Source organism: Pseudarthrobacter sp. NPDC092439, from assembly GCF_044754945.1.
In the GTDB taxonomy this organism is placed as follows: Bacteria; Actinomycetota; Actinomycetes; order Actinomycetales; family Micrococcaceae; genus Arthrobacter.
On record NZ_JBIVQB010000001.1, the window covers coordinates 929440 to 954071 of the forward strand.

Below are 24632 nucleotides of genomic sequence, written 5' to 3' on the forward strand. Positions count from 1 at the left end.
GCGGTGGCACGAAGACGCGGTCTGCGCCGCCTGGCGGTACTGGTCCTGACGCTGGCCCTGGTGGCGGGCGGAATCTATGCAGCTGTGTTCTTCCTGCAGCGTTCCGAGACGCTCGTTTCGGAACGCTGCACCGCCGTCGTTGGCGATGTGTCCGGGGAACTGGCGCCGGACCAGGCCGCGAACGCCGCCCTGATCACCGCCGTAGCGGTCCGTCGTGGCCTGCCGCCGCGCGCGGCCACCATCGCGCTGGCCACGGCAATGCAGGAGTCCAAGCTCCGAAATATCGGGCACGGGGACCAGGCGGGACCGGATTCGCGCGGCCTGTTCCAGCAGAGGCCATCACAGGGCTGGGGCACCGAGGAACAGATCATGGACCCCTACTACGCCGCCGGTGCCTTCTACGATGCGCTCGAGAAGATCCCGGACTACGAATCCCTGGACATTACCCAGGCCGCGCAACGCGTACAGCGCTCGGCCCACCCACTCGCTTATGCCCAGCACGAGAGCATGGGCCGGTCCTTCGCGTCCGGCCTGACGGGCCAGGCCCCCGGAGCAGTACAGTGCACGCTCCGCTCCCCTACCGGCGGCGGGGACGCTGCACGGGCGGCTGCAAGCCTGGATCAGGCATATGGCGGGCTCCCTGCGGCCGTTGACGGGGACGCCATCATGGTCGAAGCCTCCGGCAGCCTGGCCTGGTCCGTGGCCCAGTGGGCCGTGGCCAACGCCAAGGTCCTGGACGTGGTGCGGGTGGAAGTGGCCGGGCGCAGCTGGGACCGGGCAGCGCGGAACGGTTGGCAGGAGTCTCCGGGGAATGACGCCGGAGTGCGGATCGTGCTGGCCCCGGCGGAAGGCTGAGCAGGCCCTCCGGCTACACCATGATCTCCACCACCGGCTGGACATAGCTGCGGAACAGCTCGGGCTGGCTCATCAGGTGGTGGCTCATGATGATCTTGTCCGGCTCCAGGAACCAGGCGCGCTGTTCGTTCAACGGCAGTTCGATGATGGTCAGGTTGAAGTCGCGTGCGTCCCGGCCCACCTCCATCAGCCGGTCATCAACCATGTCTTCGAGCAGTTGGTCAGCCCCGGAAGCGGCCCGTTCCGCTTCCAGCTCGGCATATTCGCTCCGGCGTTCCCGCGCCCACATGAGCGCCGAACCAAAGTGGGCCTGGAGTACGCGCTGCAGCGCAGGCGAGTTGCCAAACGCCTCAAAGTCCGGTGGAGTCAGCTCCGTGGCAGTGTGCGGATGGGCTTTGAGCAGCTGGGCCCACCATGCCTCCCATTCGGTCTTCAGCGCAGCCTCTCCCCCGACATCGGCAGTCAGGTGTGAATGGTCCGCGGGCCTGACCTTGGGTTTAATGTGCGAGAGGGCTGGGTGGCCGGCGCCGTTGAGGCCGGCGGAGTCCCGAACATACAGTGCAATCATCATGGGCCCGGATGTGTCCGTAGTGATGTGCCACCCGGAACCGCCTGCGTGATGCATCCCAAGTCCTTCCCTGGCGCGCTCCGGCCGGGTCTGCTGATCCGGGCGGGTGCCCTCCGGTTATCAGTCTATTCCCGCCCTGTCCCTACGTTAACGGCCGCCCGGACCCCAGCCCGTCCAAGTGGCGGTCCAGCACGTCGCGGCACATGCCGGCAGTCAGCCACTCGGGCTGGAGCAGGGCGTGCAGGCAGAGTCCGTCCAGGGTGGCGAGCAGCCGTTCCGCTTCCACCACCATCCGTTCCTGGGGCTCGTCTTCCGGGAGGAGCTCCATGACAACCTGTCCTACAACGGCGGCCACTTCCCGGTAGCTGCGGTCCGCCTCCGCCGCAAGGAAGGGCCGGATCCGGGCGGCACTCCGGAATTCCAGCCAGGCACAGGCTTCCGCCGCTCGCTGGCCGTCCAGGGGAAGGATGGCACCCAGCAGGGTTAAAACAGCTTCCCTCCGCACCGTGCTCCCTGGGTCGCTGGAGCGCACTGCCGGGATTCCGGCCCGCAGCCGGCCCACCATCCGGTCCACCACTGCAGCGAATGTATAGCTCAGCAGTTCCTCGCTGCCGGCGAAGTAGTGCCGGACCGAGCCGACGGCGAGCCCCGCCTCGTCCGCCACCTCCCGGAGGGAGGCCCGTTCCAGCCCGTCCACGGCGATGATGCGCAGCACCGCTTCCACTACATCCTGGCGGCGGGCATGGGCGTCGACGATTTTAGGCACCTCACTTATTTAGCACAGGCGTGCTCCAAAACCGAACCCACGCCCCGGGTAAGGCCTCAGGCACTGCCATTCGAATCGCGGCGGCGGCGGTGCCTGCTGCTGGGATAGCGTGGGAGCATGAAGATTCTGGTTACCGGGGGCACCGGTTACATCGGTTCCCACACTGTTTTGTCCCTGCAGGAAGCCGGCCACGAGGTGGTGGTCATCGACAACCTGGTCAATTCCAGCGAGGAGTCGCTGCGCCGCGTGGCCGGGCTGACCGGCAAGGCCGTCGAGTTCCACCACGTTGACCTGGTGGATGAGGCAGCCGTGGAAAAGGTCTTCGCCGGCGCCGGGATCGACGCCGTCATCCACTTCGCAGGCCTTAAGGCCGTGGGCGAGTCCGTCCGCGAACCGCTGATGTACTACCACAACAATCTGGTGGGCACCCTGAGCCTGATCCGCGTCATGGACCGGCACGACGTCCGCTCCATCGTCTTCAGCTCCTCCGCCACCGTCTACGGCGAACACAACCCCATCCCCTACGTCGAAAAAATGGAGATCGGGGCCAACAACCCCTACGGCCGCACCAAGGAACAGATCGAGGACATCCTCTCCGACCTCGGCGCCGCAGACCCCCGCTGGCACATCGCCCTGCTGCGCTACTTCAACCCCGTCGGCGCGCACCCCTCCGGACGGATCGGCGAAGACCCGCAGGGCATCCCCAACAACCTCGTCCCGTTCATCGCCCAGGTCGCCGTGGGCCGGCGCGAGAAACTCATGGTGTTCGGCGGGGACTACGACACCCCGGACGGAACCTGCCTGCGCGACTACATCCACGTCGTGGACCTCGCCGACGGCCACGTCGCAGCCCTGAACCACATCGCAGAGCGCAGCGGCGTTTTCCGCTGGAACCTCGGCTCAGGGAAAGGCTCCTCCGTCCTGGAAGTCCTGCGCTCCTTCGAAAAAGCAGTCGGCCGGCCCATCCCCTACGAAATCACCGACCGCCGCGCCGGCGACCTCCCCGCCTTCTGGGCGGACGCCTCCTCGGCACTGGCTGACCTCGGCTGGTCCACCACCAAAACCGTGGACCAAATGTGTGAGGACCACTGGCGCTGGCAGAAGAACAACCCCCAGGGCTACACCTCCTGACCGCCCGCATCGATTGCTCCGTACTTGTCGTTCTGACTCCCCAAAACGACAAGTACGGAGCACTGGATGATTAACGCAAACGGCCGCCCACCTGTGAGAGGGGGCGGCCGTCGTCGTACTAGCGGACCGGGTAATCGCGCTCCGGCTCGCCGATGTACAGCTGGCGCGGGCGGCCGATCTTGGTGTTGGGGTCGCTGATCATCTCCCGCCACTGGGCAATCCAGCCCGGCAGGCGGCCGATGGCGAACAGCACGGTGAACATCTTCTCGGGGAAGCCCATGGCCTTGTAGATCAGGCCGGTGTAGAAGTCCACGTTCGGGTAGAGCTTGCGCTCGATGAAGTAGTCATCATTGAGCGCCTTCTCCTCGAGGCGCAGCGCGATGTCCAGGAGCTCGTCGTTGCCGCCGAGCTTGGTGAGGATCTCGTGGGCCGTGGCCTTGACGATCTTGGCGCGCGGATCGTAGTTCTTGTAGACACGGTGCCCGAAGCCCATGAGGCGGACGCCGTCTTCTTTGTTCTTGACCTTCTCCATGTAGTCCTCGGGCTTGAGGCCCTCGGCCTGGATCTGCCGGAGCATCTTCAAAACCGCTTCGTTGGCGCCGCCATGGGCGGGACCGAAGAGCGCGTTAATGCCGGCGGAAACGGAAGCGAACAGGTTGGCGTTGGACGAGCCCACCAGGCGCACGGTGGAAGTGGAGCAGTTCTGCTCGTGGTCCGCGTGCAGGATGAGCAGCAGGTCCAGGGCCTTGACGATGACCGGGTCCAGCTCGTACTGCTCGGCGGGCAGACCGAAGCTGAGGCGCAGGAAGTTCTCCACCAGGTTCATGGAGTTGTCCGGGTACAGCATGGGCTGGCCGATGGACTTCTTGTGCGCGTAGGCGGCGATGACCGGAAGCTTGGCCATCAGGCGGATGGTGGAGACCTCCACCTGTTCGGCGTTGAACGGGTCCAGGGAGTCCTGGTAGAAGGTGGACAGCGCCGACACTGCCGAGGAGAGTACGGGCATCGGGTGCGCGTCCCTCGGGAACCCGCCGAAGAAGCCTTTGAGCTCCTCGTGCAGCAGGGTGTGGCGGCGGATCTTCTGGTCGAAGGCGTCCAGTTCGGTGGGGGTGGGCAGGTTGCCGTAAATCAGCAGGTAGGACACCTCAAGGAAGCTGGAGTGCTGCGCCAGCTGCTCGATGGGGTATCCGCGGTAGCGCAGGATGCCCGCATCGCCATCGATGTAGGTGATTGCCGAGGTAGTGGCAGCGGTGTTCATGAAGCCGGGGTCAAAGGTGACTGCGCCGGTCTGCTTCAGCAGCTTGGAAACGTCATAGCCTTCGTTTCCTTCAATAACCTGGATGCGCGGGAGCTTGAGCTCGCCACCTGCATGGAGCAGGGTCGCCGCGTTGTTGGTCTCAGTCATGGAGTCCCCTTCATGAGGCTCTTGGGCCTCTGTCGAAAGCTTGATCCAACATCAGGTGCGCCGCGCACTGACCCTGAGAAGACAGGTTCCAACACCCGGACTGCCTTCTTGTAGAAAGCCACCATTGATAGTCACTTAAAAAGTACCGCTCCTTGGCGGGTGTCACTAATCCGCGACGGCCAAAGGACCCCCAAACCGCGCCGGATGTGGCGCGAGTCACAGGATTATTACGGGGCGTGCCCCAACCTGGACACTGCCGCGTCAATGCGTTCGTCAGAACCGGTGAGCGCAACGCGGATATACCCGTTGCCGGCCTCGCCGTAGAATACCCCCGGTCCCACCACGATTCCGCGTTCGGCAAGCCTGGCCACCGTTGTCCAGGTGTCCTCCCCGGCCGTGGACCACAGGTAAAGCCCCGCGTCCGAGTCCTTGATCTCCAGGCCGAAGTCCTGCAGCGCCGGAAGCAGCCGTTCGCGGCGTCCACGGTAGAGGTCCTTCTGGGTCTCCACGTGCGCATCGTCGCCCAGCGCAACACGCATGGCCTCCTGGACCGGGTACGGCACGATCATGCCCGCATGCTTGCGGCTGTTCACCAGGTTGGACATGAGGTCCGGGTCGCCCGCCACGAAGGCCGCGCGGTAGCCGGCCACATTGGACTGCTTGCTCAGGGAGTACACGGCCAGCAGGCCCTGGTGCGAACCCCCCGCCACGCGCGGGTCCAGGATGCTGGGTACCGCCTCGCCTCCGCGCTGCACATCCCACGCGCCCCAGCCGAGTTCCGCATAACATTCATCGGACGCGACCACAGCGCCGAGGTTCCGCGCCTGGTCCACCACGGCCTTCAGCGAGGCGGCGTCCCGCACGCTGCCCGTAGGGTTGCCTGGTGAGTTGACCCACACGAGGCGCACCCGGGCGAGCGTTTCGCCGTCGAGCTCCGCAAGGTTGTCCGTGGCCACCGAGGTGACGCCGGCCAGGGTGGCGCCAATATCGTAGGTGGGGTACGCCACCTTCGGGCGTACGACGACGTCACCCGGCTTGAGCCCCAAAAGCAACGGCAGCCAGGCCACCAGTTCCTTCGAGCCCACCGTTGGCATCACGTTGCGGGGGTCAAGGCCCGCCACGCCGCGGCGGCGCTCAAACCAGCCGGCCACCGCCTCCCGGAGTGCCGGGGTGCCATGGACCGTAGGGTAGCCCGGGGCGTCGGCGGCGGCCTTCAGCGCGTCCTGGACCAGCTGCGGCGTAGGGTCCACCGGCGTGCCGATGGACAGGTTGACGGCGCCGCCGGGGTGCTCCGAGGCCTTCGCCAGGTACGGAGCCATCGCCTCCCAGGGGTAATCGGGCAGGTCCAGGCCAAACCGCTTCACTGCTGCACTCACTGTTGCTGCGGTCAGTGGTCTTGGTTCTGCGGGGGCAGGGCGGCGATCATTGGGTGGTCCTTGCCGGTGTTGCCGATCTTTGCGGCACCGCCCGGGGAGCCCAGGTCATCGAAGAACTCGACGTTGGCCTTGTAGTAGTCAGCCCACTCGTCCGGGGTGTCATCCTCGTAGTAGATCGCCTCGACCGGGCAGACGGGCTCGCACGCGCCGCAGTCGACGCATTCGTCCGGATGGATGTACAGCGAACGCTCACCCTCATAGATGCAGTCGACCGGGCATTCTTCGATGCATGCCTTGTCCTTGACATCTACACACGGCTGCGCGATTACGTACGTCACGTCCCTGGCCTCTCCACGTTGGTTCCGGCGACCCGCCGGTTACTACATCCGGCAACTTGGGCCGGACTCTTGACATCTGAGCCTATTATCTCCCAGCCGGTTCCCGCGAACCTAGCCGGCAGACCTAGTATGAACTGGTGAGTCTGCCCAGCCCCTCCCCCGCGGCTTTCCTGGCCGCCGCTGCTCCCGGCACCCGCGTGGTGGTGCGGTACCGGATCGAGGGCGGCCTCACGGATGCGCTGGGCCACCTGGTGGCGCGCGACGCCGGTGCGTGCACCATCCGCACGCGGCAGGCCGACGTCGTCATCCCTTTGGAACGCGTGGTGGCGGCCAAGGAGGTCCCGCCGGCGCCCCCTCGCCGCGCCCCGCGGGCCTGAACCCGACGCGCTGCCTGGGTGCGCCAATCCTCGTGCCGGCGCGGGCGCACCAAAGAAAAGCCGGAACGACGGCGGTTTCCCGCCTGTCGTCCCGGCTCCCCCGATGGAGTTCCTGCCCGCCTAGGAGCCTTATACGCCTTCTAAGTGGACAAGACTCCTTAGGCCTTGGCGCGGGCGCGGTTGGCCTTGGCGCGCTCGTTCGTGTCCAGGATAACCTTGCGGATTCGGATGGATTCCGGGGTGACCTCGACGCACTCGTCCTCGCGGGCGAATTCAAGCGACTCTTCGAGGGTGAGCTCGCGCGGCGGCGTCAGGTTCTCGAAGCTGTCGGAGGAGGCCGCACGCATGTTGGTGAGCTTCTTTTCCTTGGTGATGTTCACGTCCATGTCGTCGGCACGGGAGTTCTCGCCGACGATCATGCCCTCGTAGACCTCTGCGGTGGGCTTGACGAAGAAGGAGCCACGCTCCTGCAGGTTGATCATGGCGAACGGGGTGACCACACCGGCGCGGTCGGCAACCATGGAGCCGTTGGTGCGGTACTCGATGGGGCCGGCCCACGGCTCGTAGCCCTCGGAGATGGACGCGGCGATACCGGCGCCACGGGTTTCCGTAAGGAACTTGGTTCGGAAGCCGATCAGGCCACGGGCGGGAACGATGAATTCCATGCGGACCCAGCCGGTGCCGTGGTTGGCCATGTTGGTCATGCGGCCCTTGCGGGCTGCCATGAGCTGGGTAACGGCGCCGAGGTATTCCTCGGGAACGTCGATGGTCATGTGCTCCATCGGCTCATGGATCTTGCCGTCGATGGTCTTGGTGACAACCTGCGGCTTGCCGACGGTCAGTTCGAAACCCTCACGGCGCATCTGCTCCACGAGGATGGCCAGGGCGAGCTCGCCACGGCCCTGGACTTCCCAGGCATCGGGACGCTCGGTGGGGAGCACCTTGATGGAGACGTTACCGATCAGTTCCTTGTCCAGGCGGTCCTTCACCTGGCGCGCAGTCACCTTGGCACCCTTGACCTTGCCGGCCAGCGGGGAGGTGTTGATACCGATGGTCATGGAGATGGCGGGATCGTCCACGGTGATCAGCGGAAGCGGCTGAGGGTTTTCGACGTCGGTCAGGGTTTCACCGATGGTGATGTCTTCGATGCCGGCGACGGCGACGATCTCGCCCGGGCCTGCGGAGTCGGCCGGGACGCGCTCCAGGGCCTTGGTGGCCAGGAGTTCGGTGATCTTGACGGTCTTCAGTTCGCCGTTCTGGCGGGCCCAGGCAACCTGCTGGCCCTTGCGCAGGGTGCCGTTGTAGATGCGGAGCAGCGCGAGGCGGCCCAGGAACGGGGAGGCGTCCAGGTTGGTGACGTGCGCCTGCAGGACACCTTCCGGGTTGTAGGTGGGCGCCGGGATGTGCTCAATGATGGTCTTGAAGAGCGGTTCCAGGTCCTCGTTGTCCGGAGCGGAGCCGTTGGCGGGCTGCTCCAGGGAGGCGCGGCCAACCTTGGCAGCGGCGTAGACGACCGGAACCTCCAGGACCTTGTCCAGGTCCAGGTCCGGCACCTCGTCCGCGAGGTCGGAGGCGAGGCCCAGGAGCAGGTCCATGGACTCGTGCACGACCTCGTCGATGCGGGCGTCGGGGCGGTCCGTCTTATTGACCAGCAGGATCACCGGCAGGTGTGCAGCCAGGGCCTTGCGGAGCACGAAGCGCGTCTGCGGCAGCGGGCCCTCGGAGGAGTCAACCAGCAGGACGACGCCGTCAACCATGGACAGGCCGCGCTCCACCTCGCCGCCGAAGTCGGCGTGGCCAGGAGTGTCGATCACGTTGATGGTGATGGTCTCGCCGTTGGAGGACGGGCCGTTGTAGGCCACCGTGGTGTTCTTCGCCAGGATGGTGATGCCCTTTTCGCGCTCCAGGTCACCGGAGTCCATGACGCGGTCTTCAACCTCCCCGTGAGAGGCAAAGGAGTTGGTCTGCTTGAGCATGGCATCGACCAGGGTGGTCTTGCCGTGGTCAACGTGGGCCACGATCGCGACGTTGCGCAGGTCACTGCGCGATGCAGTGGCTACCGCTGTGTTGGTGGTGGTTTCAGACATGCGTAATGGCTCGATTCAGTGGAGTCAGCTGTTGTATCGCGCCATTTCCTACCGGAACGCACGAAGGATTCGGCCCTTTACACAGGGCACCTGTTCCTATTCTAGCGCCACTGCCATTTATTGGCCTAAAACGGGGGCGGGCGGTTGGGCCCCGGTTGGCGGTTTTCCGTTGCCAAGATGTCACCAAATCAGGACGGGATGGCTCTGGATTTATGCCCGGCCATGCCCCATTATTGCTGGGAACGCAGCGATAATCCCGGAGAAACCACATGAGCCACACCCCGGCCCTGACCCGATTTATTGTGCTGGGGATCACGGCAGGGTTACTGCTTACGACGCCGGGACAGCCCTTGGGAGGGATACCTTCCGCGCCGGCGATGGCGGCCGCGTCCCCATCGGCCGCCGGCGGCAGGCCGGCCGCCAATGCCCCGGCAGTTCCGCCTGCGCCCGGCGAGCCGGCAGCAGCCCCTTACTCGCCGCAGCTGGATGCTGCGCCCGGTTTGTACGTGGCCGGCGGGCAGGCCCTTGACACAGTGGCGCCGGGATCCGTCGTTTTCAACCCGGTGTTCGGCCGCGACGAGGTGGTGGTCGCTGACCCCCACCGCACCGCACTGCTGATTGGTGATTCGCAGTCTTCGCCGGCCAACGGCTGGCCGCGCCAGGCTCTTTCTGCACTCGGTTACAGCGTGCATTTCTGCGGCTTTGGCGGAACGGGGTTCGTCGCGTCCGGACGAGCAGTTGGAAACTACATCGATGCGCTGGAGCGGGGCGACTGGCTGCTGCCCGCCCAGGCTCCGGCGCTGATCGTCGTGGAGGGCGGCGGCAATGATGCAGCACAGGGAGCGGCCGACGCCGACATCAGGACGAACGCGGACCGCCTCCTGATCGCGCTGAAGTCCCGCTTCCCTACTGCCAGGATCGTGATGGTGGGCACCCTCGCCCGCGGGGAACGCGACGGAGGCGGCCGGCGCACCGAAGTGGACGCCCTGGTGGGTGATACCGCCGCCGCGCACGGCCTGGAATTCGTCAGTGTCGGCGACTGGTTGACGCGGTACAACCTGGAACGGCGGCTCATGGACTCCGTGCACATGGACGACGAGGGCCGGCGGATCCTGGGGAACCTCTTGGCCCGCCGGTTCAGGGACATGGGCATTCCGGACCTGAAATCCCCGGCAGGACCGGCTGCGCAGGACCGCGGTGCAGGGCGCCAACTCGGCTGACCTGGCCCGCCGTGGCCGGCACGCGAAAGGGCCGGTACCGGCGCTCCCCCAGGGGCGGCCCGGTACCGGCCCTTCACTGCCGGCTGTTTCGCGACTAGGCAACCTCGGGGGGCAGCATCAGGCGCGCACCGGGAATCGCGTTCAGCAGGGCCTTGGTGTAGTCCTGCTGCGGCGAGTCGAAGACCTCGTCCGTTGAGCCAGTCTCCACCAGCTTGCCCTTTTCCATGACGCAGACGTGGTCTGCGATCTGCCGGACCACGGCAAGGTCATGGGTGATGAACAGGTAGGTCAGGCCAAGGTTGGACTGCAGCTCGGCCAGGAGGTTCAGGACCTGCGCCTGCACCAGGACGTCCAGCGCGCTGACAGCCTCGTCACAGATGATGACCTCGGGATCCAGCGCCAGTGCACGGGCGATCGCCACGCGCTGGCGCTGGCCGCCGGAGAGCTCGTTCGGGAAGCGCTGCATTGTGGACTGCGGCAGTGCCACCTGGTCCAGCAGCTCCCTGACCTTCTTCTCCCGGCTGGCCCGGTCGCCGATCCTGTGCACCCGCAGCGGCTCCTCGATGGTCCGGTAGATGTTGTACATCGGATCGAGGGAACCATACGGATCCTGGAAGATGGGCTGGACCCGGCGCCTGAACTTGAACAATTCGGCGGGTTTCAGCGTGGATGTGTCCACCCCATCGAACACGATGGTTCCATCCGTGGGCTTTTCCAGCTGCAGCACCATGTTGGCCACGGTGGACTTGCCGGAGCCCGACTCCCCCACAATGGCCGTCGTGGTTCCGCGCTTCACGGCGAAGCTTACGGAATCCACAGCCTTGAAATCGGTGGACTTCCCCAGGCCCTGGCGCAGCTTGTAGACCTTGGTCAGGTCCCTGATCTGCAGGACCTCGGCGGTCTTGTCCGGCACCGCTGCGGCCGCGGTGGGGGCCAGGAGGTCTTCCGCGGCAACACCGGCTTCCTTGCTCGCCTGGATGCGGCGCGAGGCCAGCGACGGGGCCGAAGCAACCAGCCGCTGGGTGTAGGGGTGCTGCGGGTTACGCAGGAGTTCCAGGGACGGTCCGGACTCGACCACCTGTCCGCGGTACATGACCACCACCTGGTCCGCACGTTCGGCGGCGAGACCCAGGTCATGCGTGATCAGGAGTACAGCGGTGCCCAGTTCCGACGTCATGCTTTCCAGGTGGTCCAGGATCTGCCGCTGCACCGTGACGTCCAGTGCCGATGTCGGTTCATCCGCGATCAGCAGGCGCGGCTGGCAGGACAGGCCGATGGCAATCAGGGCCCGCTGGCGCATGCCGCCGGAAAACTCGTGCGGGTACTGGCCGGCACGGCGGTGCGCATCAGGCAGGCCGGCCTGGGACAGCACTTCGGCAATGTCCGCCGGCCCGCTGGGCCGGCCGTTTGCGCGCAGTGTCTCCTTGACCTGGTAGCCGATTTTCCACACTGGATTCAGGTTGGACATGGGGTCCTGGGGGACCATGCCGATGGTGTTGCCGCGCAGTTCGATCATCCGCTTTTCGCCTGCGTGGGCGATGTCCTCGCCGTCGAGCAGGATCTGCCCGCCGGAGACGCGCCCGTTGGCCGGGAGCAGGCCGATCGCTGCCAGTGCCGTAGTGGACTTGCCGGATCCGGACTCGCCCACGATTGCCACCGTTTCGCCGGGCATGATGGTCAGGTGTGCGTTGCGCACGGCCTTCACCTCGCCGCCCCCGGTGGCGAATGTGATGGCGAGGTCCTTGATTTCCAGCAGTGGCCGGTCGGCCGGCCGGCCGGCTTCCTCGATGATGACGTCCGACGTGTTCATGTATGCCTCTTTCATCGCTGCCGGCTCTTCGGGTCAAGGGCATCGCGCAGGGCATCGCCGAGCATGATGAAACTCAACACGGTGATTGACAGGGCTGCTGCGGGGTAGAGCAGCACTGCCGGGTTGGTGCGGATACTGGACTGGGCCGCGGAAATGTCATTGCCCCAGGACATGATGCTGCCCGGAAGGCCGATGCCCAGGAAGGACAGCGTGGCTTCCAGAACGATGAATACGCCCAGTTCCATCGTTGCCAGGACGATGATCGGGGCGGCCGCGTTGGGCAGCACGTGCCGGATCAGGGTCTTGATGGGCGAAACCCCCAGCGAACGCGCCGCCGTGATGAAGTCAGCGTTCCGCACTTCGATCACCGCGCCGCGGGTCAGGCGGGCCATCTGCGGCCACGCCAGCAGGAGGATCACCGCGATCACGGTCCACACGCTCTTGTTTTCCCGGAAGAACGGAAGCTGCGTCACCACGAGCGCTCCGAGGACCAGGGGAAGGGCAAAGAAGATGTCGCCAAGGCGGGCGATGACAGTGTCAATCCAGCCTCCGAAGAAGCCTGCCAGCGCACCCAGGGTGACACCTACCAGCAGGACACCGAGGACCGAGAACACTCCCACCATGACAGACGCCTGCGTACCGTAGATGACGCGCGCGTAAACGTCGCAGCCCTGGAACGTGAAGCCCAGCGGATGGCCGGGAGCGGGCGGGCCGTCAGAATTGGCCAAGAGGCAGTTCTCATTCGGCGGAGTCTGGGTGAACAGTCCCGGGAAGGCCGCGATCACTACGATCATGAAGATCATGATCGCCGCTGCGATGAACAGCGGGCGGCGGCGGAGCTTCTTCCAGGCATCCGCCCACAGGCTCAACGGGGCTTCGTCAGTCTTGACCGCGTCCGTGGCCAGCAGCGGGGTCTCCTCCAGCGGCGCGACGAAGTGGGTGATTTCTCGGTTACTTTTCATAGCGAATCCTCGGATCAAGCCAGGCGTAGAGCAAATCCACCAGCAGGTTGGAGATAACGAAGACCAGCACGAGCACGCTCACGATGGCCACGATGGTGGGGCCCTCGCCGCGAAGGATCGACTGGTAGAGTTTCTGGCCCACGCCGGGGACATTGAAAATGCCTTCGGTCACGATGGCGCCGCCCATCAGGCCGCCGAGGTTCGCACCGAGGTAGGTGACCACCGGAATCATGGAGTTGCGGAGGATGTGGGTCATGACCACGCGCGGCCGGGACAGGCCCTTGGCCGTGGCAGTACGGACGTAGTCGGCCGTGGCGTTTTCGATCACAGATGCCCGGGTAAGGCGGAGGACGTAGGCGAAGGACACCAGTGCCAGCGCAAACGCCGGCAGGAGCAGCGTGCCCCAGTCGGCGTTTGTTCCAACGGTGGGTTTTGCCCAGCCGAGGTAAACACCGAAGACCAGTTGCAGCACGAAGCCGAGCACGAACACCGGGATGGCGATGACGACGAGGGAGGCCAGGAGCACGGTGGAATCGAAGATCCCGCCCTTGCGCAGGCCTGCGACCAGACCGAACCCGATGCCGAAGACCGCCTGGATGACCAGGGCCTCCACGGCGAGCATCGCCGTCACGGGGAACACCCGGCCCAGCGTGGCCGCGATGGGCTGGCCGGTGAAGTCGACGCCCAGATTGAACGTCACAAGGTTCTTGATGAAGAGGCCGTACTGGACCCAGAACGGCTGGTCGAGGTTGTATTGCTGCCGCACGGCGGCGATCACTGCCTCGCTTGGTGCGCGGTCGCCGAAGAGCGCCCGGACGGGGTCCCCCGGCAGCGCGAACACCATGAAGTAAACCAGGAGCGTGGTGCCCAGGAACACCGGAATGACCTGGAGCAGTCGACGGAGGATAAACCGGATCACAGCGGACCCTCCGAAGCGTGGCGGATAAGTGAAATATTCATTGGGGACAAGCTTCCTGCCGGTATCAAGGCTATGGGGGCCCGGCTGTTGGCCGGACCCCCACTAGCTATTTGAGTTGGACGGTCTCAGTACTACTTTGCAGTGATGTTGTAGTACTGGATGACGCCGTTCCAGCCGGTGTCCACGTTGGCAACGTTCTCGCTCCAGACAACCTGGCGTGCGGCGTACCACAGGGGAATGTTCGGCAGGTCCTGGAACAGGATTTCCTGGGCCTGGGTGAACTTGGCGTTTGCGTCGTCGGTGGACTTGGCGCCAAGGCCCTCCTTGAGGAGCTTGTCGAACTCGGGGTTGGAGTAGCCCTCGTAGTTGGAGCTGGCACCGGTGCCGAGCAGCGGGCCGAGGAAGTTGTAGAGCGACGGGTAGTCAGCCTGCCAGCCGGCGCGTGCCAGGCCCGGGAGGGTCTTGGACTTGCGCAGGTCAAGAAGTTCGGCGAACTTGGCGAAGGCCTGGCCTTCGGCCTTGATGCCGAGGTTGTTCTTGAGGTTGTTTGCTACGGCGTCGATCCATTCCTTGTTGCCGCCGTCGGTGTTGTAGGCGAGCTGCAGCACCTTGTTGGCGGGCCAGGGGCTGATCTCGTTTGCCTTGTCCCAGGCTTCCTTGGCCTTCGCGGCATCGAACTTGGTGACCTCTGAACCTGCAACGTTGTCGTTGTAGCCGCCTACCGACGGCGAGGTGAAGTCGTTCGCCGGAATGCGGGTGCCGCTGTAGATGACCTTGGTGATCTCTTCGCGGTCAATGGCCATGGAGATTGCCTGGCGGCGCAGCTTGCCGGCCTCACCCTGGAACTCCTTCAGGTAACCGGGGATGTTCAGGGTGGAGTTGCCTGCGTACGGCTTGTTGAGGTGGTTCTCCGGGAAGTCCGTGGTGTAGGTCTTCAGGGCGTTCGTGGGCAGGACGTCGGTGACGTCCAGGTTGTTGCCCTGGATGTCCGTGTAGGCCGGTGCCGGGTCGGTGTAGAACTTGAAGGTTACGCCGCCGTTCTTGGCTTCACGGCTGCCCTTGTAGTCCGGGTTCTTGACCAGTTCAATCTGGCTGTCGTGCTGCCAGGCACCTTCCTTGGCCATCTTGTACGGGCCGTTGCCGATCGGGTTTTCGCCAAAGGCTTTCGGGTCCTTGATGGCCTCTGACGGCAGCGGCATGAAGGCGGAGTACCCCAGGCGCAGCGGCCAGTCAGCCTCGGGCTGGCTCAGCTTGACCTCGATGGTGTAGTCGTCCTTGAGGACCAGGCCGGACAGGGTTTCCGCGGTGGGCGCGGGAACCTCGGTCTCACCCTGCTTCTTCACGGCGCTGACGGCGTCATAGCCCTCGATCGACTCGAAGAAGCTGCTGTTGGTCTGTGCGTTGGTGCTCAGCGCTGCAAAGTTCCAGGCATCCACGAAGCTCTTGGCGGTGACTTCCTCGCCGTTGGTGAACTTGGTGCCGCTCTTGACCTTGATGGTGTAGTTCTGGCCATCGGGGGATTCGATGGATTCGGCGAGTGCGTTCTCGGACTCTCCATTGGGGTTGTACACGGTGAGCCCCTCGAAGAGGAGTTCCACCACGCGGCCGCCGTAAACTTCGCCGGTGTCAGCCGGCAGCAACGGGTTCTGTGGTTCGTTGCTGTACGCGGTGATGATCTTGTTCGGATCTCCGGCAGCGTCTCCGCCGCCGTTGTTGCTGCCGCCACCGGCACCGCATCCGGTCAGGGTAAGTGCGGCGATTGCCACGATGCCCAGTGCTTTGGAAGTGCGCGTAAAACGCATTCCGCCTCCTATGAGTAGTGGAAGTGAGGCGGGGAATCGAATGTTTCCCCCCGCAGGCCCGGCACAGGTTTCTGTGACGCAGCCTACATATGCCTGTAGCCTAACCGCGCAAAGTCCGGATACTGGTACACCGTTGCCAAACCGTAATAGTGAAGGCGGGGCGCCATGCCCAGCCCGTGAAAGTTGCGCAAGTCACATGCTACTCCCCGGTAGCTCCATTCTTGCCTAGCTCGTCGTGTCGTTTTAGACGAGCCGCCACTCCCAGGCATTCCACCACACGCCAAGGGGGCCCGGGCTTGTCTTGACGCCGGTGATCCTGGCGCTGAATGCCGTAGTGCCCACGGTCTGGTAGAGCGGCAGCCCGTAGGCGTTTTCCCACACCCGCCGGTCGATATCCGCGAGAAGCTCGTCCTGCCGCGCCAGGTCGGAGGTGCCTGCGAGCTCTTCCATCAGCCGGTCGGCGCCGGCGTCGGAAAATCCGTTGAAGTTGCTGCCTGCGCCGGTTCGGAAAATCTGCGGGACCCGGCTGACGCCTAGTCCGCTGCCGATCCAGCCGAGCAGGGCGGCGTCGTGCCCGTTCCCGGCAAGTGCCTCGGCCCAGTCTGAGCTCCCGCGGCCGGCGTCCACCACGGTGAATCCGGCCCTTTCCGCTGAATCACGGATCAAGGCGAATGCCTTGGTCCGATTGGGGTTGTCACGGTTGTAAAGGATCCGGATGGCCGGCCGGGCCCCTTCCAGGAGATCCTTCGCGCCCTCAATGTCCACGCCGCCGTATCCCGAGGATCCGTTGTCCTGAGCGGTCTCGTCGTACTTGGGCTGGCCCGGCAGGAAGACGTGCGAGTTGAGCGGCGCGGCCCCGGGCACCAGCCCGCCCACAACTGCGTCGACGATCTCCTGCCGCGGTACGGTCTTCAGGAATGCCTCGCGAACGTCCCGGTCCGCGAATGGCCCGGAAAATTCAAGGTCCAGGTGGTCGTAGCCGGACTGGCTGTACCGTTCCACCGTGTTGCCCTGCCGCTCGAGGCCGGCGAACAGTTCCTGGAGACCGGCGGCCGGCTGCGGAGAGATGATGTCCGCGCGTCCGTTGCGGAGGGCCTGCACGGCTTCCTCCGCATTGCCGGTGTAGCGGACGTTGATCTCGTCCAGCCACGGTTCCGGACCCCAGGTGTAGTCCCGGTTCCGGACCAGCCGGAGCGATACGCCGGGCACCATGTCCTGCACGATATATGGGCCGTTGGACAGGTAGAGCGCCGGGTCCTCCGGCAGCGAGCCGGCGTCGAATCCCGTGTTCCAGAAGTCGGCGACGCGCTTGAGTTCGGGATTCGGCCTGGGGTTCCCGGGATTCCCGCGGGGCGAGTCCCGGATGAGGTCCACGAGGTCCTCTTCGTCGTTCAGTCCGCTTTTCGCGGCCACCACGTGGGCGGGAAGCCCGACGTCGAACGCCACTTCCCAGTCCGCGTACGGCCGGGTGTATTCCAGGGTGATGGAACGCCCGTCGTCGCCCAGTTCGGGCAGCATGGTGCCGGCGAGCCCGCTGGTGTCCGACGCCGGCGAAAAGTACCTGGTACCGGTCCCGGCGGCGGCGTCAGCGTCGTCGAAATAACCGGACCCTGCCGCCCAGGCCAGAAGAAGGTCCCCCGCGTCGACCGGCGCACCGTCTGACCAGCTAACGCCCTCGTTGACGGTGTACCGGACCCTCAGCGGATCGTCGGAGACCTTCTCGAACTTGCCGAACTTGTCGTTCCGCACCACCACGGAGTTGTTGTCGAGGTAGAAGAACCCCGAGTGCGTGATGTAGCCGATCTTGGAATTGATGTCGGTGTTGCCCGCAGTGCTGTACGGGTTAAAGGAGGAAAATGCATTGGCCTCGGCAACGGTGGCGGTGCCGCCACGGGCTGTCTCACCGACCACCACAGGGACGCTGCCATCGCCGCCGGAGCAGCCTGTCAGGACCAGCAGTGCGCACAGCGCCGCCGCGAAAAACTGCCTTATGCGCCTGGCCGGCATGCCGCCTCCTAGGGTTGGTGCTCCCGGCTAGACGTTGAAGCGGAACTCCACCACGTCGCCGTCAGCCATGACATATTCCTTGCCCTCAATGCGGACCTTGCCGCGGGACTTGGCCTCGGCCATGGAACCCGCTTCCACCAGATCCTCGAAGGAGACCACTTCGGCCTTGATGAACCCGCGCTGGAAGTCCGAATGGATGACGCCCGCTGCCTGCGGCGCGGTGTCACCCTGCCTGATGGTCCAGGCGCGCGCTTCCTTGGGCCCTGCCGTGAGGTAGGTCTGCAGGCCCAGGGTGTGGAAGCCGACCCGCGCCAGCTGGTCGAGGCCGGACTCGTCCTGGCCGTTCATTTCCAGCATCTCGCGGGCTTCTTCCTCGTCCAGTTCCACGAGGTCGGCCTCAAGCTTGGCGTCCAGGAAAATGCAGTCTGCGGGGGCAACCAGGGCGCGGAGTTCCTCCTGCTTTTCCGGGCTGCCCAGGATTGCCTCATCCGCGTTGAAGACGTAGATGAAGGGCTTGGCCGTCAGCAGGCCGAGCTCCTTGAGGTGTTCCATCTCCAACTTGTCGCTCTTGATAGAGGAGTAGATGGTGTCGCCACGTTCCAGGACCGCCTGCGCAGCCTTGATGGCCGCCAGCTCCGCAGCCTCCCGCTTCTTGATCTTGACCTCTTTTTCGATCCGGGGGATGGCCTTCTCGATGGTCTGCAGGTCGGCGAGGATGAGCTCGGTGTTGATGGTCTCCATGTCAGAACGGGGATCCACCTTGCCGTCGACGTGGACGACATCGGGATCGTCGAAGACGCGGACCACTTCGGCGATGGCTTCGGCTTCACGGATGTTGGCAAGGAACTGGTTGCCGAGCCCTTCGCCTTCGGATGCGCCCTTGACGATGCCGGCGATGTCCACGAAGGAGACCGCTGCGGGCAGGATGCGCTGCGAACCGAAGATTCCAGCCAGCTTGTCGAGGCGGGGGTCGGGCAGGTTCACGACGCCGACGTTAGGTTCGATGGTGGCGAACGGATAGTTCGCGGCCAGGACCTGGTTGCGGGTAAGCGCGTTGAAGAGGGTTGATTTGCCGACGTTGGGCAGTCCGACGATGCCAATAGTAAGAGCCACGAGCATTGATTCTACCCGCAGGGCGTCCCCCGGCTGTACCCGTGGATGTCACTGCCCTCGATTGTCAGACCCCCGTGCAAAAGTGGGGGGCATGGATGCTTTTGCCTTGATTCTGGCTTTGTTCATGCTGCTGCTCGGCGCATTTGCCGGCGCCGCGGCCACCTTTGTTGCGTTCCGCCGAAAGTCCCATGCGCTGGAGCAGGACTTTGACGCGGTCTCCTCCCGCCTGGCGGAGGTCAGTTCGCAATTTGCGGCGGCCGACGCCGAGCGGCGGCTTTTGGCTGCGCAGAACCGCGAGCTGGGCCAGGCCCGGGCACAGGACGGCAGCGTGCTGCGGGCGCTGGCACCCGTCGCTGAGAAGCTCACCGCCGTACAGCAGCAGGTGGCCCTGCTGGAACGTGACCGTGTGGAGCAGTACGGCCAACTGGCCCAGCAACTCCAGGAGGCCAGGCTTTCGGACGAGCAGCTGATCCGCTCCACCCACGCACTGGAGTCGGCCCTACGGTCCAACAGCGCACGCGGCCAGTGGGGTGAAGTCCAGCTCCGCCGGGTGGTGGAGGCTTCCGGAATGATCCGGCACGTGGATTTCGTCGAGCAGCTGCACAGCTCCGGAGGGGACTCTGCGGTGCGCCCGGACCTGGTGGTTCAGCTTCCCGGCGAAAAGCAGCTGGTGGTGGACGCGAAGGTCCCGCTGACCGCCTACCTTGAAGCCCAGGAACTTGGCGGGGTTCCGGATGCGCGCGGCGGGCAGCCCGGCGGCGCCGTGTCCGGCCTGGACCGGAGGCACCAGCAGACTCTCCTCACCGCCCATGCCAAGGCGCTGCGGGTGCATGTGGATGCCCTCAGCAATAAGAAGTACTGGGATATCCCCGGAAACTCCCCGGAGCTGGTGGTCTGCTTTATCCCGGCCGAATCCATCCTGGCCGCGGCACTGAATGCCGATCCGGAACTGCTGGACCACGCCCTTTCACGGAACGTGGTCCTGGCTTCCCCCAGCACACTGCTCGCCGTGCTGAAATCGGTGGCGTTCACCTGGCGCCAGGATGTGCTGACGGACAGCGCGCGGGAGCTGTTCGAACTGGCCCGGCAGCTCTACGACCGCATGGGAACCCTCGGCGAAAATGTCACCAAACTGGGCTCGTCGCTGAAGTCCTCGGTGGACCGCTACAACGCCATGGTGGGAACACTCGAGGCGCGGGTACTGCCCACTGCCCGGAAACTGAACACGCTGGACGAATCGGGCCTGGTGGCCCCTCCCCCGGTGGAAGCAACGCCGCGTGCCCTGGCCGCGCCGGAATTGCAGGAGGACGGGGCCGCCGCATGAGGCAGGCCGGCCCGGTACCGGGCGGTCAGTCGCGCGGCCTGCGTCCGCCCAGTGCGCGGCTGACGTCCCCGGCCTGCTTCAGGGTTGCCCGGAGTTCCTTTGGCAGGGAGAACAGGAGGTCTTCCTCGGCCGTGACCACCTCTTCAACGGTGCCGTAGCCGTACTCCGCCAGCAGCCGGAGCACGTCCTGGACCAGCACCTCCGGTACGGAAGCGCCGGAGGTCACGCCCACGGTCGCCACTCCTTCGAACCAGGACTCGTCCACCTCGTTGGCAAAGTCCACCCGGTAGGAGGCCTTGGCGCCGTATTCCAGTGCCACCTCCACCAGCCGGACGGAGTTGGACGAATTGGCTGATCCCACCACGATCACCAGATCGGCCTGCGGGGAAATCTTCTTGATGGCCACCTGGCGGTTGGTGGTGGCGTAGCAGATGTCGTCGCTGGGCGGGTCCTGCAGCGTCGGGAAGCGTTCCTTCAGGAGCCGCACGGTTTCCATGGTTTCATCGACGCTGAGCGTGGTCTGCGAAAGCCAAATGACCTTTTCCGGATCCCGGACCGTGACCTTGTCCACCTCGTGCGGGCCGTTGATGATCTGGATGTGCTGCGGTGCTTCGCCGGCCGTTCCTTCAACTTCCTCATGGCCGTCGTGGCCAATCAGCAGGATGTCGAAGTCGTCCTTGGCGAACCGGACCGCTTCCTTGTGCACCTTGGTCACCAGCGGGCAGGTGGCATCGATGGTCCGCAGACCGCGGTCCTCTGCGGACTGCACCACCGCAGGGGAAACGCCGTGCGCAGAGAATATGACCAGGGCACCCTCGGGCACCTCATCCGTCTCGTCGACGAACACCGCGCCCTTTTCCTCGAGGGAGGTGACCACATGGACGTTGTGCACGATTTGTTTGCGCACATATACCGGTGGACCGTAGTGCTCCAGGGCTTTCTCCACTGCGATGACAGCGCGGTCCACTCCCGCGCAGTACCCACGGGGGGCAGCCAGCAGGACCTTCTTGGCCCCTGCCACCGGTGCTGCGGCAGCGACTTCCTCAGGAGAGCGGCGCCTCCGCGGGACAGTTGGCATCGAAAGGGAAACAGCTGAGGAGGTCATTTCTCCATGCTACCGGTTGCCCGTTCGCGCTTCCGCGCCGCCGAGCGGCCCAGGAGGCCCGCTGCCAGGGCCACCGCTCCGGCAACGGCGGCGGCCAGCGTCCACGGCTGGAAGTCCCGGGATGCCGCCGCCACGAACTCATCGCGGAACATGTTGGCCACTTCACTTCCGGCGTCAGTGCCCAGGGCACGGTCCCGGCCGATCCGGCCCGCCGCGGTCCAGCACCCTGCCGCCAGGAGGGCACCCAGGCCGACTCCGGCCAGCAGGGTCCAGCGCCGCCGGGCAGCCACCACAGCGAGGAGAAGAGCGACGGCGGATCCCGCCGCCAGCAGGTAGCCCGCCGGAGCGTAGGCGGCAAGGCGTTCGGCCCATTCCTTCTGTTCCGGACCCCCGGCGTTCAACAGGGTCCGGGCGGGCGGATCCAGGGGAAGACCGGTGGCGCGGGAGATTTCCCCGGCGCCCAGTGCCACAAGCGGTGAGACGTCCAGGGTCAGCGACGACGCCGACGCTCCTTCCGCTTCGGCCTCGCCTTCTGCCGCGAGGCTTAGCCGGTGGCTCTTCCGGAGGGTGTCCTCCCATGCCTGCCGGTATTCGGGCAGGCCGGTCAGCGATGCCGCCGCATCCTCCAGCACGGGCTGGACCAGGTCCGCGAGGAAGCCCGGCACAGCGCTGGTGTCGATGGTGCCTACAGACGCCGCCGCAAGGCGTTCCTGGAATGCCGGGTCATTGCCCAGGGGTCCGGCCAGCGCGACGAAGCCGTCTTCCCGGACGATGGCACGGTCCAGCCAGATGGCCGGAACCGCGGCGGCGGCCAGCAGCATGCCGAGGATGGCGGCAGCCGCGGAAACAACAGTGCGCACAGTGGATCCTTCACATTGGGGGCGTCCATCCATCCTAGGCAGGATCTCCGCGGCCGGTCCTGTCGGACCGCGGGGGTAGACCTTATGGATAAGGTTGAAACACCGCCCCGCCCGGCCCCGGACCGGCCTTGGATCAGTAGACGAAGGACACCATGCCCGCAGCTTCATCCCCGCAGGAGCCGTGCCATGTCTGAGCAGGCGCTGCCCGGCACGGCACCCACCACCCTTCCCGCCACTGCCGCGGAGACCACTCCGGACAATCCCTGGCCGCTGCAGCTGCTGTCCCGGAAGCTCAAGGCCCATATCGACCGGACCCCGTCAGCCTGGGTGGAGGGCCAGGTCATCGAGCTTAACCGCAGAGGCACCAACGCCTACCTCACGCTGCGCGATGTGGACGCCGAAGTGTCGCTTCCCGCCTCGGTCTGGACCAAGGTCCTGGAACGCCAAGACCTCCCACTGGAGCGCGGGTCCCGGGTGGTTGCGCTGCTAAAACCGGAATTCTGGCTGAAGACCGGGCGCTTGAACATGCAGGTCCGGGACATCCGGCCGGTGGGCCTGGGCGACCTCCTGGCCCGCATCGAGCGCCTGCGCCAGGCACTGTCCGCGGAAGGTCTCTTCGCAGATTCCCGTAAGAAGCCCCTGCCCCTGCTCCCCCACCGCATCGGGCTCATCACGGGCCGGGACTCGGATGCCAAAAAGGACGTCCTGCGGAACGCCGCGCTGCGGTGGCCGGCTGTGGAATTCGAGATCCGCGAAGTGGCAGTGCAGGGCAATACTGCCGTCACCCAGGTGGTGCGCGCCCTGCGGGAGCTGGACGGCCGGGCAGATGTGGATGTCATCGTTATTGCCCGCGGCGGCGGTGCCCTGGAGGACCTCCTGCCGTTCAACAGCGAAGAACTTATCCGGGCCGTGGCCGCTGCGGTAACTCCCGTGGTCAGCGCGATCGGCCATGAGGCGGACCGGCCACTCCTGGACGATGTGGCGGACCTTCGCGCTTCCACCCCGACGGATGCTGCCAAGCGGATCGTTCCGGAAGTCTCCGAAGAGCTGGCCGGAGTGCGGCAGGCGCGCGAACAGCTGGAGCGCTGCATCGGGCGCCTGGTGGACCGCGAGTCCGACCGGCTGGCCTCCCTGCGCTCCCGGCCAGTGCTGGCTGCCCCCGAGGGCCTGGTGACCGTCCGCGAGGACGAAGTCGAGCGCCTGCTCCGCCGTTCGTCGGCCGCCATCGGGTCCACCGTGGTCCGTGCGGCAGACCAGCTTCAGCACCTCAAGGCCCAGGTCCGCGCGCTCTCACCGCAGAAGACCCTGGACCGGGGCTACGCCGTCGTCGAACTTGTCCGGGAGTCCCCTGCCGCCGCCCACGCCGTGGTCCGGCGCCCGGCGGAAGCCCCCGCGGGGGCTCCGCTTTCCATCCGCGTGGCCGAGGGCCGTTTTGGAGCCACGTCCACCGGCACAACCACCACCGCCAAGGAGAACTGAATGACCGAGCAGGAAACCACCGGGCAGGCCACCGCGCAGCCGGCCGATGTCGCGGCCATGAGCTACGAGGAAGCCAGGGAACAGCTGGTGGCCGTCGTCGGCCGGCTGGAAGCAGGTGGCGCCAGCCTCGAGGAGTCGCTGGCCCTTTGGGAACGCGGCGAAGCATTGGCGGCCCGCTGCGAGGAATGGCTCGAGGGTGCCCGGAAGCGGCTCGCCGCCGCCCGCGACCAGCCGCTGTAGCTAGGTCTTCAGGATCAGCTGGCGCTCCACGTCCACGTCGAACTCCGCCTTGGGCCAGGCCAGGTCCAGCTCGTTCAGGGCGTTGAGCAGCAGCTGCTGGACAGCAATCCTCGCGTACCACTTCTTGTTCGCCGGAACCACGTGCCACGGCGCGGACGCGGTGTTGGTCGCCTCGATGGCGGCCTGGAAGGCGCCCATGTAGTCGGACCAGAACGCCCGCTCGTCCCGGTCGCCCTTGCTGTACTTCCAGTGCTTGGCCGGGTTGTCCAGCCGGGCCAGGAGCCGTTCCTTCTGTTCATCGCCGCTGATGTGGAGCATCACCTTGACCAGTTTGGTCCCGGATTCCGTGAGACGCTCTTCGAATTCATTGATAGCCAGGTACCGGCGCTGGATTTCATCCGGGCTTGCCCAGCCATGCACCCTGTGGATGAGCACGTCTTCATAATGGGAGCGGTCGAAGACCCCCACCATGCCCGCTGCCGGAACGGCCTTCTCGATCCGCCAAAGGAAGTCGTAGGACTTTTCCTCATCCGTAGGGGCCTTGAACGCCTTGAACTGGACGCCCTGCGGATCCATGGCCGCCATCACGTGGTTCACCACGCCGCCCTTGCCCGCCGTGTCCATACCCTGGAGGATCAGCAGGACCCGCTTGCGGCCGCCGAACCGGGATTCGGCGAAGAGCTTTTCCTGCAGTTCCGCCAGTTCGTCGTCCATCTCGGCCAGCAGTGTCTGGCCGTCCTCCTTGGTGCCGTTGTAGCCGGGCGTGGAGTCCGGATCCACGCTGTCCAGCGAAAAGCCCTTCCCCACACGCAGGGTGTCAACCGGATGCTGTTCGAACTCGACGACGTCGGTCATGGGGCGTCCTTTCCGGAGCGGTCAGCGGGCACA

Annotated in this window: 22 protein-coding genes; 7 read left to right on the forward strand and 15 right to left on the reverse strand. The window is 65.5% G+C overall.

What is annotated here, in order from left to right:
- Positions 1-3 precede the first annotated feature (3 nt).
- Entirely contained in the window at positions 4-855 is an 852-nt protein-coding gene (locus tag ACIQCM_RS04320; protein WP_400603142.1) for a hypothetical protein, read from the forward strand.
- Positions 856-868: 13 nt separating this feature from the next.
- Here ACIQCM_RS04320 and ACIQCM_RS04325 read toward each other — a convergent pair whose 3' ends face one another.
- Together ACIQCM_RS04325 and ACIQCM_RS04330 are read right to left on the reverse strand one after the other, a co-directional pair.
- A complete protein-coding gene (locus ACIQCM_RS04325) occupies positions 869-1480 on the reverse strand; it encodes a hypothetical protein (protein WP_400603141.1) in 612 nt (203 codons plus the stop codon).
- An 85-nt stretch (positions 1481-1565) separates the two neighbouring features.
- Positions 1566-2189, reverse strand: a complete 624-nt coding sequence (locus tag ACIQCM_RS04330; RefSeq protein WP_400603140.1) for a TetR/AcrR family transcriptional regulator — start codon at positions 2187-2189, stop codon at positions 1566-1568.
- 117 nt (positions 2190-2306) lie between these two features.
- Here ACIQCM_RS04330 and galE point away from each other — a divergent pair, with 117 nt between their 5' ends.
- Positions 2307-3320 carry a UDP-glucose 4-epimerase GalE gene (gene galE / locus ACIQCM_RS04335; RefSeq protein WP_400603139.1) on the forward strand — a complete coding sequence of 338 codons (1014 nt, stop codon included), beginning with the start codon at positions 2307-2309 and terminating at the stop codon, positions 3318-3320.
- A gap of 118 nt (positions 3321-3438) precedes the next feature.
- Here the strand turns inward: galE and ACIQCM_RS04340 are convergent, their stop codons facing one another.
- The 3 genes from ACIQCM_RS04340 to fdxA form a co-directional block, all read right to left on the reverse strand.
- Entirely contained in the window at positions 3439-4725 is a 1287-nt protein-coding gene (locus tag ACIQCM_RS04340; protein WP_400603138.1) for a citrate synthase, read from the reverse strand.
- A 227-nt stretch (positions 4726-4952) separates the two neighbouring features.
- On the reverse strand, positions 4953-6101 hold the full coding sequence (gene dapC / locus ACIQCM_RS04345) for a succinyldiaminopimelate transaminase (protein WP_400603137.1): 1149 nt from the start codon (positions 6099-6101) through the stop codon (positions 4953-4955).
- An 11-nt stretch (positions 6102-6112) separates the two neighbouring features.
- Entirely contained in the window at positions 6113-6439 is a 327-nt protein-coding gene (gene fdxA, locus ACIQCM_RS04350; RefSeq protein ID WP_009356972.1) for a ferredoxin, read from the reverse strand.
- 137 nt (positions 6440-6576) lie between these two features.
- Here fdxA and ACIQCM_RS04355 point away from each other — a divergent pair, with 137 nt between their 5' ends.
- Complete coding sequence (locus ACIQCM_RS04355) at positions 6577-6816, forward strand: hypothetical protein (RefSeq protein WP_400603136.1); 240 nt, start codon at positions 6577-6579, stop codon at positions 6814-6816.
- A 158-nt stretch (positions 6817-6974) separates the two neighbouring features.
- Here the strand turns inward: ACIQCM_RS04355 and typA are convergent, their stop codons facing one another.
- Positions 6975-8903, reverse strand: coding sequence for a translational GTPase TypA (typA, locus tag ACIQCM_RS04360; protein WP_400603135.1), 1929 nt, complete (start codon positions 8901-8903; stop codon positions 6975-6977).
- A 269-nt stretch (positions 8904-9172) separates the two neighbouring features.
- Here typA and ACIQCM_RS04365 point away from each other — a divergent pair, with 269 nt between their 5' ends.
- The gene (locus ACIQCM_RS04365; RefSeq protein WP_400603134.1) at positions 9173-10123 is read left to right on the forward strand and encodes an SGNH/GDSL hydrolase family protein; all 951 of its coding nucleotides are present in this window, start codon (positions 9173-9175) and stop codon (positions 10121-10123) included.
- Positions 10124-10217: 94 nt separating this feature from the next.
- Here the strand turns inward: ACIQCM_RS04365 and ACIQCM_RS04370 are convergent, their stop codons facing one another.
- The 6 genes from ACIQCM_RS04370 to ychF all read right to left on the reverse strand — a co-directional run bounded on the left by ACIQCM_RS04370 (position 10218) and on the right by ychF (position 18736).
- Positions 10218-11933 carry a dipeptide ABC transporter ATP-binding protein gene (locus tag ACIQCM_RS04370; protein ID WP_400603133.1) on the reverse strand — a complete coding sequence of 572 codons (1716 nt, stop codon included), beginning with the start codon at positions 11931-11933 and terminating at the stop codon, positions 10218-10220.
- 11 nt (positions 11934-11944) lie between these two features.
- Positions 11945-12895: an ABC transporter permease gene (locus ACIQCM_RS04375; RefSeq protein WP_400603132.1), complete on the reverse strand. Its 951-nt coding sequence runs from the start codon at positions 12893-12895 to the stop codon at positions 11945-11947.
- Positions 12885-13814 carry an ABC transporter permease gene (locus tag ACIQCM_RS04380; RefSeq protein ID WP_400603131.1) on the reverse strand — a complete coding sequence of 310 codons (930 nt, stop codon included), beginning with the start codon at positions 13812-13814 and terminating at the stop codon, positions 12885-12887. Before ACIQCM_RS04380 ends, ACIQCM_RS04375 begins: the two co-directional genes overlap by 11 nt.
- A gap of 131 nt (positions 13815-13945) precedes the next feature.
- Complete coding sequence (locus tag ACIQCM_RS04385) at positions 13946-15616, reverse strand: ABC transporter substrate-binding protein (RefSeq protein WP_400603130.1); 1671 nt, start codon at positions 15614-15616, stop codon at positions 13946-13948.
- Positions 15617-15859: 243 nt separating this feature from the next.
- Entirely contained in the window at positions 15860-17623 is a 1764-nt protein-coding gene (locus ACIQCM_RS04390; protein ID WP_400603129.1) for an ABC transporter family substrate-binding protein, read from the reverse strand.
- 27 nt (positions 17624-17650) lie between these two features.
- The gene (gene ychF / locus ACIQCM_RS04395) at positions 17651-18736 is read right to left on the reverse strand and encodes a redox-regulated ATPase YchF (protein ID WP_400603128.1); all 1086 of its coding nucleotides are present in this window, start codon (positions 18734-18736) and stop codon (positions 17651-17653) included.
- 91 nt (positions 18737-18827) lie between these two features.
- Between ychF and ACIQCM_RS04400 the strand changes: the two genes are divergently transcribed.
- Positions 18828-20060: a DNA recombination protein RmuC gene (locus tag ACIQCM_RS04400; protein WP_400603127.1), complete on the forward strand. Its 1233-nt coding sequence runs from the start codon at positions 18828-18830 to the stop codon at positions 20058-20060.
- Between the two features lie 25 nt (positions 20061-20085).
- Here the strand turns inward: ACIQCM_RS04400 and ACIQCM_RS04405 are convergent, their stop codons facing one another.
- Both ACIQCM_RS04405 and ACIQCM_RS04410 read right to left on the reverse strand, forming a co-directional pair.
- On the reverse strand, positions 20086-21165 hold the full coding sequence (locus ACIQCM_RS04405; protein WP_400603126.1) for a 4-hydroxy-3-methylbut-2-enyl diphosphate reductase: 1080 nt from the start codon (positions 21163-21165) through the stop codon (positions 20086-20088).
- A complete protein-coding gene (locus tag ACIQCM_RS04410) occupies positions 21162-22025 on the reverse strand; it encodes a hypothetical protein (RefSeq protein WP_400603125.1) in 864 nt (287 codons plus the stop codon). The genes ACIQCM_RS04405 and ACIQCM_RS04410 overlap by 4 nt, the downstream gene beginning before the upstream one ends.
- 186 nt (positions 22026-22211) lie before the next feature.
- On the opposite strand from ACIQCM_RS04410, the gene xseA reads away from it, so the two are divergent.
- Together xseA and ACIQCM_RS04420 are read left to right on the forward strand one after the other, a co-directional pair.
- Positions 22212-23504 (forward strand): exodeoxyribonuclease VII large subunit, encoded by a 1293-nt coding sequence (gene xseA / locus ACIQCM_RS04415; protein ID WP_400603124.1) that lies wholly within the window; start codon positions 22212-22214, stop codon positions 23502-23504.
- Entirely contained in the window at positions 23505-23744 is a 240-nt protein-coding gene (locus ACIQCM_RS04420; RefSeq protein WP_400603123.1) for an exodeoxyribonuclease VII small subunit, read from the forward strand. It begins immediately after the preceding gene.
- Here ACIQCM_RS04420 and ACIQCM_RS04425 read toward each other — a convergent pair whose 3' ends face one another.
- Positions 23745-24599 (reverse strand): polyphosphate kinase 2 family protein, encoded by an 855-nt coding sequence (locus ACIQCM_RS04425; protein ID WP_400603122.1) that lies wholly within the window; start codon positions 24597-24599, stop codon positions 23745-23747.
- Positions 24600-24632: the final 33 nt, after the last annotated feature.

Excerpts from the sequence above, each read along its gene's own strand:
- ACIQCM_RS04420 (WP_400603123.1), top strand. The coding sequence starts at position 23,505 with ATGACCGAGCAGGAAACCACCGGGCAGGCCACCGCGCAGCCGGCCGAT.
- ACIQCM_RS04390 (WP_400603129.1), bottom strand. The coding sequence starts at position 17,623 with ATGCCGGCCAGGCGCATAAGGCAGTTTTTCGCGGCGGCGCTGTGCGCA.
- ACIQCM_RS04370 (WP_400603133.1), bottom strand. The coding sequence starts at position 11,933 with ATGAACACGTCGGACGTCATCATCGAGGAAGCCGGCCGGCCGGCCGAC.
- xseA (WP_400603124.1), top strand. The coding sequence starts at position 22,212 with ATGTCTGAGCAGGCGCTGCCCGGCACGGCACCCACCACCCTTCCCGCC.
- ACIQCM_RS04385 (WP_400603130.1), bottom strand. The coding sequence starts at position 15,616 with ATGCGTTTTACGCGCACTTCCAAAGCACTGGGCATCGTGGCAATCGCC.
- ACIQCM_RS04340 (WP_400603138.1), bottom strand. The coding sequence starts at position 4,725 with ATGACTGAGACCAACAACGCGGCGACCCTGCTCCATGCAGGTGGCGAG.
- typA (WP_400603135.1), bottom strand. The coding sequence starts at position 8,903 with ATGTCTGAAACCACCACCAACACAGCGGTAGCCACTGCATCGCGCAGT.
- galE (WP_400603139.1), top strand. The coding sequence starts at position 2,307 with ATGAAGATTCTGGTTACCGGGGGCACCGGTTACATCGGTTCCCACACT.
- ACIQCM_RS04405 (WP_400603126.1), bottom strand. The coding sequence starts at position 21,165 with ATGACCTCCTCAGCTGTTTCCCTTTCGATGCCAACTGTCCCGCGGAGG.
- ACIQCM_RS04375 (WP_400603132.1), bottom strand. The coding sequence starts at position 12,895 with ATGAAAAGTAACCGAGAAATCACCCACTTCGTCGCGCCGCTGGAGGAG.
- ACIQCM_RS04365 (WP_400603134.1), top strand. The coding sequence starts at position 9,173 with ATGAGCCACACCCCGGCCCTGACCCGATTTATTGTGCTGGGGATCACG.
- ACIQCM_RS04425 (WP_400603122.1), bottom strand. The coding sequence starts at position 24,599 with ATGACCGACGTCGTCGAGTTCGAACAGCATCCGGTTGACACCCTGCGT.
- ACIQCM_RS04400 (WP_400603127.1), top strand. The coding sequence starts at position 18,828 with ATGGATGCTTTTGCCTTGATTCTGGCTTTGTTCATGCTGCTGCTCGGC.
- ACIQCM_RS04325 (WP_400603141.1), bottom strand. The coding sequence starts at position 1,480 with ATGCATCACGCAGGCGGTTCCGGGTGGCACATCACTACGGACACATCC.